The 6684-nt window shown below is 60.5% G+C and carries 6 protein-coding genes; 2 read left to right on the plus strand and 4 right to left on the minus strand.

Going from position 1 to position 6684, the window contains the following annotated elements:
• Positions 1-13 precede the first annotated feature (13 nt).
• Complete coding sequence (locus AS93_RS0102165; protein ID WP_027589054.1) at positions 14-871, plus strand: hypothetical protein; 858 nt, start codon at positions 14-16, stop codon at positions 869-871.
• 34 nt (positions 872-905) lie between these two features.
• On the opposite strand, the gene hldE is transcribed toward AS93_RS0102165, so the two are convergent.
• Complete coding sequence (gene hldE, locus AS93_RS0102170; RefSeq protein WP_027589055.1) at positions 906-2327, minus strand: bifunctional D-glycero-beta-D-manno-heptose-7-phosphate kinase/D-glycero-beta-D-manno-heptose 1-phosphate adenylyltransferase HldE; 1422 nt, start codon at positions 2325-2327, stop codon at positions 906-908.
• 56 nt (positions 2328-2383) lie between these two features.
• Positions 2384-4177 carry a lipid A export permease/ATP-binding protein MsbA gene (gene msbA, locus AS93_RS0102175; RefSeq protein WP_027589056.1) on the minus strand — a complete coding sequence of 598 codons (1794 nt, stop codon included), beginning with the start codon at positions 4175-4177 and terminating at the stop codon, positions 2384-2386.
• Between the two features lie 164 nt (positions 4178-4341).
• On the opposite strand from msbA, the gene AS93_RS20045 reads away from it, so the two are divergent.
• Positions 4342-5316: a glycosyltransferase family 2 protein gene (locus tag AS93_RS20045; protein WP_162172909.1), complete on the plus strand. Its 975-nt coding sequence runs from the start codon at positions 4342-4344 to the stop codon at positions 5314-5316.
• Here the strand turns inward: AS93_RS20045 and AS93_RS20050 are convergent.
• Positions 5309-6103 (minus strand): lipopolysaccharide kinase InaA family protein, encoded by a 795-nt coding sequence (locus AS93_RS20050; protein WP_081798186.1) that lies wholly within the window; start codon positions 6101-6103, stop codon positions 5309-5311. The two genes, AS93_RS20045 and AS93_RS20050, sit on opposite strands and share 8 nt — an antisense overlap.
• A gap of 13 nt (positions 6104-6116) precedes the next feature.
• The coding region (locus AS93_RS18580) for a glycosyltransferase (RefSeq protein ID WP_037008411.1) at positions 6117-6684 on the minus strand (568 nt) is incomplete at its 5' end.

The raw sequence follows: 6684 nt of genomic DNA on the forward strand, positions 1-6684 counted from the left end.
TCAAGGATTCGTCATGCCGTACCTTGCTGGCCAGCACCCCAGCCTACCCGTCCACCTGAACCACCAGGGCATCAGCTTCCAGCTTTACCAGGCGCCCGATGCCGAACTGCTGGCTTCGATTGCCGACCAGTTCGATAGGCTGGAAGACGGCCGGCGACTGACCACCCACCAATCGGCATTTGGCCACTGCTTCATCAAGACCACGCCGATCCGCAGCCTGAGCCGCCGCCTGCGCATCACCTTTGGACTTCCCTCGCCCGGCAAAGGACTGGACTGGGAGCTGGTGGAGCTGGTCAATCATCTCCAGGCCGAGGCGCTGGGCATTCCCTGCCCGCGCCTGCTGGGCTACGGCTATCGCACCCGTGCCGGCCTGGTCGATGCCCTTTGCCTGATCTACGAATACCTGGACGGTCAGTGCGACGGCGCTGAATGGCTGGGCCGGCACCCCGAGCGCGCTCCCGAGCTGCTCGCCACGCTGTGCGAAGCCGTGCTGGACCTGCATGGGAAACGGGCCTACCCGCTGGACCTTTGGCTGGGCAATCTGATGCTGAGCCCCCAGGACCCATCGCGCCTGACCTTCATCGACTTCGAAAGCTGCTGCTTCGGCACGAGCCCGCACATCGATGCGGTGCTGGGTCTTATCTTCGGGCAGCTGTATTACGGCACGCTGAAAGCCACCTTCAGGGACTTCCTCAGCGAGGCGCAATTCGACGCCATCGTACGCCCCTACCGCGAACGACTGGCAGCACTGGACACCGACCAGTTCGAAGCCGCCTACCAGGCCGCCAAGCACACCATCGTCAACCGCAAGGCGCGGCGGCGGATTTTCAGGCAGGGGCTTCGGGGATCGAAGTTGCTTCAAGCCCACTGAATGAACAAGGCCCGGTTACCCGGGCCTTGTTCATTCACTTCTGGCGAATCTTCTCCACGATCGCCGTGGTGGAGCTGTTCTCCACCAGCCCCAGCACCTTTACCTCGCCGCCGTAGGAACGCACGAAGTCGCCACCGACCACGCCCTCGATCCCGTAGTCTCCACCCTTGACCAGCACATCCGGGCGCAATGCGTGCAGCAGGTTCTCCGGGGTGTCCTCGTCGAAGCTGGTTACCCAATCCACGGCTTCAAGGCCGGCCAGTACCGCCATACGGCGGTCGACGGCGTTGATCGGACGTCCCGGCCCTTTCAGGCGCGTCACCGAAGCATCACCGTTCACGGCCACGATCAGCCGGTCGCCCTGGGCACGGGCTTGCTCCAGGTAAGTCACGTGGCCGGCATGCAGGATGTCGAAGCAGCCGTTGGTGAAGACGATCTTCTCGCCCTGGGCGCGGGCATCCTCTATGGCCAGCTTGAGTTGTTCAAGCCCCAGGACACCGCGTTCGGAACCCTTTTCGCGCTGTACCGCGCGCCGCAGCTCCGGCGCGCTGATGGCTGCGGTGCCCAACTTGCCGACGACGATGCCGGCAGCCAGGTTAGCCAGCGCCGTCGCCTGGGGCAGCTCCTCACCCGCGGCCAGCGCGGCAGCCAGGGTGGAAATCACCGTGTCCCCGGCGCCGGTGACATCAAACACCTCGCGCGCCCGCGCTGGGAGATGAAGGGCCGGATGATCAGGGCGCAGCAGGGTCACGCCATGCTCGCTGCGGGTCACCAGCAACGCGCCCAACTCCAGCTCAGCCATCAACCGGTTGCCCTTGGCCACCAGGTCGGCCTCATCAGCGCAACGGCCCACCACCGCTTCGAACTCGGAAAGGTTGGGAGTGATCAGGCTGGCACCGCGGTAGATGGAGAAGTCCTTGCCCTTGGGGTCGGCCAGCACCGGGATGCCGCGCACGCGGGCCGCCTGGATCAGCGCCTGGTGATTCTGCAGCGCGCCCTTGCCGTAGTCGGACAGTACCAGCACCTTGACCCCGGCCAGTTGCTGCTCGACTTCAGCGATCAACGCCGCGGTATCGGTCTCGAAGGGTTCTTCGAAGTCCATGCGCAGCAACTGCTGGCTGCGACTCAGAACGCGCAGTTTCACGATGGTCGGCTGCCTGTCGATGCGCTGGAAGCGGGTGACCACGCCAGCAGCCGCCAGGCTCTGCTCCAGGCAATGAGCGGCCTCGTCCTTGCCAGTAACACCGATCAGGCGGACCGGTGCGCCTAGAGCAGCGATATTCAGGGCCACGTTGGCCGCACCGCCAGGACGGTCTTCCCGATGCTCGACCTTGACCACCGGCACCGGCGCCTCCGGAGAAATACGCGAAGTCCCGCCATGCCAGTAGCGGTCGAGCATGACATCACCGACCACCAGCACGGCGGCCTGATCGAAACGGGGCATGGACAGCTGCATGAGGACTCCAGAAGGGCGCGAAAATGCGCCCGATTCTAGCACGACGGCAGCTGAACTCAGGCCCGCTCCTCGAACTGCGTCGAATGCAGGCGCGCGTAATAGCCGTTCTGGGCCAGCAGCTCGGCATGCGTGCCACGCTCGACGATCTGGCCCTGGTCCATCACCAGAATCAGGTCGGCTTTCTCGATCGTGGACAACCGGTGGGCAATGACCAGCGTGGTCCGCCCGCTCATCACCTTGTCCAGCGCAGCCTGGATATGGCGCTCGGACTCGGTGTCCAGCGCCGAAGTGGCCTCATCGAGAATCAGCAACGGCGCGTTCTTCAACAGCGCGCGCGCGATGGCCAGGCGTTGCCGCTGACCACCCGAGAGCAACACGCCGTTCTCTCCCACTTCGGTGTCGAAGCCCTGCGGCAGCCGGTCGATGAACTCCCGAGCATAGGCCGCTTCAGCCGCCTGCTCGATGGCCTCGCGCGGTGAGCCGGCCAGATCGCCGTAAGCGATATTGTCAGCCACCGAGCCATTGAAAAGGGTCACCTGCTGGGTTACCAGCGCGATATGCCTGCGCAGATTACGCAGTCGATAATCCTGCACTTCGACACCGTCCAGCAGAATCTGACCCTCGCTGTGCTGGTAAAAGCGGGGGATCAGGTTGGCCAGCGTCGACTTGCCGCTGCCAGAGCGACCGACCAGCGCAATCATCTGCCCCGGCTCCGCGCAGAAGTTGATACCCGCCAGTACCGGCTTATCTGTGCCTGGGTAACGGAAATTCAGGTCGCGCACTTCCAGGCGCCCATTCACGTGTTGGCGCTCCACCGTTCCCTGATCCGGCTCCGGGGGTGTGTCCAGTTGCTCGAAAATGCTTTCAGCGCCGGCCAGGCCCTTCTGGATGGTGGAGCTGATTTCCGACAGCTGCTTGATCGGCTTGGGCAGCAGACCGGCTGCAGTGATGTAGGCCACCAGATCACCTGCCGTCGCATCGCCGCGCAACAAGAGCACGAGGAACAGCACCACCGACATGCCTGTGTATGTCACCAATTGCAGGGTCGGGGTGTAGATCGAGTTGGTGCGGGTCATGCGCAGTTGGCGGTTGGTGTTATTGGCGCTGGCCTCCGAGAAACGTGCGTATTCGTAGTCCTCGCCCCCGAAGCTACGCACTACGCGGTAGCCGTGGATGGTTTCCGAGGCGACCTGGGTGACATCGCCCATCGCCACCTGGATGCGACGGCTCTGCTTGCGGAACTTCTTGCCCGCGGTACCCACGATCACACCGATGACCGGCAGGATGGCCACCATGACCAGGGTCAGCTTCCAGTTCATCCACAGCAGGTAGGTAAACAGGAAGACGACCGTCAGGCCCTCACGGATCATGATCTTGATCGCCTCAGTCGCGGCGCCGGTGACCATGGTGACGTTGTAGGTGATGCGCGAGATCAGGTGGCCCGAGTTGTGCTCGTCGAAATACCGGTTGGGCAGACGTAGCAGACTATCGAACAGCGCTACCCGCAGATCGTGCACTAACCCGAGAGAAACCTTTGACAGGAAGTAGTTGCCGAGGAAAGACCCGACGCCCTGCCATGCGGCGATGGCGACGATCATCAATGGCACCAGCTCCAGCAACCGGAAGCCCTGCAGGAACCTGATGTCGGGGAACAGCACTGCTTCGGGATTGCCCAGCCCATCGACAAAGTACTTGAGGATGCCGGCCAGCATGGGCTGGCTGGATGCGAAAATGACGTAGCCAACGATGCTCAGGGCAAAGTAGCCCGTGTAGGGCTTCACGTAGCCGAGTAGGCGGAGGTAGATGGTGAGGCTGGAGGCGCCTTCGGCGCGTGAATTGAGGCTGGTCATGCAGCTAAGGTCCCGGACGGCAGGGGGCGGATTCTACCATAGGGCATCGGGAGCTCCTGCGAGGCATTTGATAGACTGCCGACCGCGACGTCGTGGGCGCTCATGCAGAATCCATGGCGCCGGCCGACAACTTATTCTCCAGCAGTCGAGATTCGTGCTTTTCAATGACCACACTCAGCGTGCTCATCCCTGTCTACAACGCCGCCCCTTACCTGGCGGAAATGCTGGATTCCGTCCTCCAGCAATCAACTCCAGCCGATCAGATCGTCATCGTCAATGACGGATCGACAGACCAATCCCTTGAGCTGCTGACGACTTATCAGCGTCGCGAAGAGCGGATTGTGCTCATTGATCAACCCAACGGCGGGGTATCTCGGGCCCGTAATAGCGGCCTGGCTCGCTGCGAGGGCGATATTATTGCCCTAATGGATGCTGACGACGTTTGCACACCTAATCGCTTCGAGGTTCAACTGAAAACCTTGAAGGAAAAGGCTGATATTTGTGGAGCCTGGCTACAAAACTTTGGAGCATCCAACCGCCTAAATAAATACCCGAATCATTCCGACCAAATTAAATGGAATTACTTCTTCTTTGGCCGCACGATACCAAGCGGCAGCTGCATGCTCCGACGCAGTAGTATTGGCGAGACACGCTACATCGAAGGTCTTACTTACGGAGAGGACTACGCCTTCTTTCTGGCGAGCCTAATTAGCAACCCGGAAATTCGCCTGACCAACATACCCAAAGCCCTGGTTAAATATAGAATACATCCAACACAGGCGAGCCAGCACCTAAGAGATTGCAATCTAGAAAACCTGCAAGCCATACAGCGCCGCCTGCTGCCACACACTGCAGAGTTTCTTCTCGAGGATCTTCTCCCTCTGCACTTTAAAGCCTGGAAGAGCAAGCAAATCCTAACGGAAAGAGAGCTAGCCCAGTATCTGCCGCTGATGGAATTCTGGAGCGAGTGGCTTTGTTCTGAAGCTCGAGCTTCACAACCTGCATCCAGCCACTGGCTTGCACTCCTGCGCCAACATCGTACCGATGCAAAAGCTCAGGCACTAATTCGCCAATACGCCCGGCCTTACTTTCAAGGCTGGAGGAATAGCCCGGCGCGATTGCTCGCCCGGCTCAGTTGAATCCTCCACCCTTGCGTAGGCGCCGGCGTACGGCTTGGACAATGTATTCTGTTCCCCCTGGCCCAACAGCTGCGCCTTCGCCAGCCCCAACGTAGGCCTTTAGAAAAAAGTCCAAGTAGCTCTCTTCCTCAAGCTGACGTGTCAGTCGATACCCGAACTGGATGAGATTGCGCCGCTGAGCGTAGCGTGGCCTGAACCATGGGGCCCTGGCAGTTCTGTCGTTGTCAAAGAATACCAGGCGACCCGATTCAATCAGGGCCAGATTTGGAGGAATGCAATCGCCGTGTACAAACCCTGAGCCGTGAAAGCGGTTCATTTCAACTGCCACCCTCTCGAGCAAGGACTCAATCTCAGCACGCCCAAGCCCTGACATCTGATCGGAAAGATTGGATTCCCGGCGCTCGGCACTGATAAACACATCCACAGGCCAACCAGTACGCGTGCGGCGGCGCGCCGCCAATACCGGAACAGGACATTCAAACCCGGCATTCAGCAACGATTCTGATATCCGCAGAGTCGCTAGCGCCCGAGAGGGTCGCAGCAACCATTTCAGCGATGCGAATGTCCCTCGCAGCAGGCCCTTCACTTCACTGGCACGGTAAATGACTTTGACAAAAACGACACCTTTAGGCGTTTCAGTACGCCAGACCTGCCGGGAAGGCAGATTCACAATTCGAGCACCCTCACTCTCCGCCAACCAGGTGTCGAACTTGGCGAATACATCTTCCCAGCCTGCCAGCACTAGGCCTCGCCAGCCTTCAGCGTTAAACGGGAGATAATGCGGCATCGAATCTTCCTTTTTACTCAGGCAACGCAAGCAACTCGCGGTAGTTGCGGTGGTAATCCTCGATGGAATGCGCGGAACACAGGTAGCGATAACAACGCTCCCCCTGTTCCCGCAGCTGTTGCCTAGGCAGCAACAGGATTTCTCTCAGGCGCTGGGCCAGCTCGTCCGGCTGCCCGGAGGAAAAGACGCCGCCCCCACAATCTTCAAGGATGGGCAGCAGGCTGGGAATATTCGAGCCGATCACAGGCAAATGACCACTCATACCCTCCAACAGGGCAAGAGGCAGTCCCTCGCTCAGCGAGGGCATGACAAAGACGTCAAACGCCCGCACGTAGCGCAGTGCCTGTGGCTTGGCCCCGGGCAGGAATACGCGCCCTTCCAAACCCAGACGCGCGATGGCCGCCTCCAGTTCCGCGCGACATTGCCCCTCTCCGATGATCGCGACGCCTGCCTGGGGAAATTCATCCTTCAATTGCGCAAACGCGTCCAGCAAATGGATATGTCCCTTGACCGGAACCAATCGCCCTATGGTGCCAAACAGAAAGCCGTCTGCAGGCAATTGCAATTGGCGGCGCGCCTCC

The sequence above is a fragment of the Pseudomonas sp. RL genome, from assembly GCF_000647775.1.
GTDB lineage: Bacteria > Pseudomonadota > Gammaproteobacteria > Pseudomonadales > Pseudomonadaceae > Serpens > Serpens flexibilis.

Coding starts and splice junctions, on each gene's coding strand:
- AS93_RS0102165 (WP_027589054.1), top strand. CDS start 14: ATGCCGTACCTTGCTGGCCAGCACCCCAGCCTACCCGTCCACCTGAAC.
- hldE (WP_027589055.1), bottom strand. CDS start 2,327: ATGCAGCTGTCCATGCCCCGTTTCGATCAGGCCGCCGTGCTGGTGGTC.
- msbA (WP_027589056.1), bottom strand. CDS start 4,177: ATGACCAGCCTCAATTCACGCGCCGAAGGCGCCTCCAGCCTCACCATC.
- AS93_RS20045 (WP_162172909.1), top strand. CDS start 4,342: ATGACCACACTCAGCGTGCTCATCCCTGTCTACAACGCCGCCCCTTAC.
- AS93_RS20050 (WP_081798186.1), bottom strand. CDS start 6,103: ATGCCGCATTATCTCCCGTTTAACGCTGAAGGCTGGCGAGGCCTAGTG.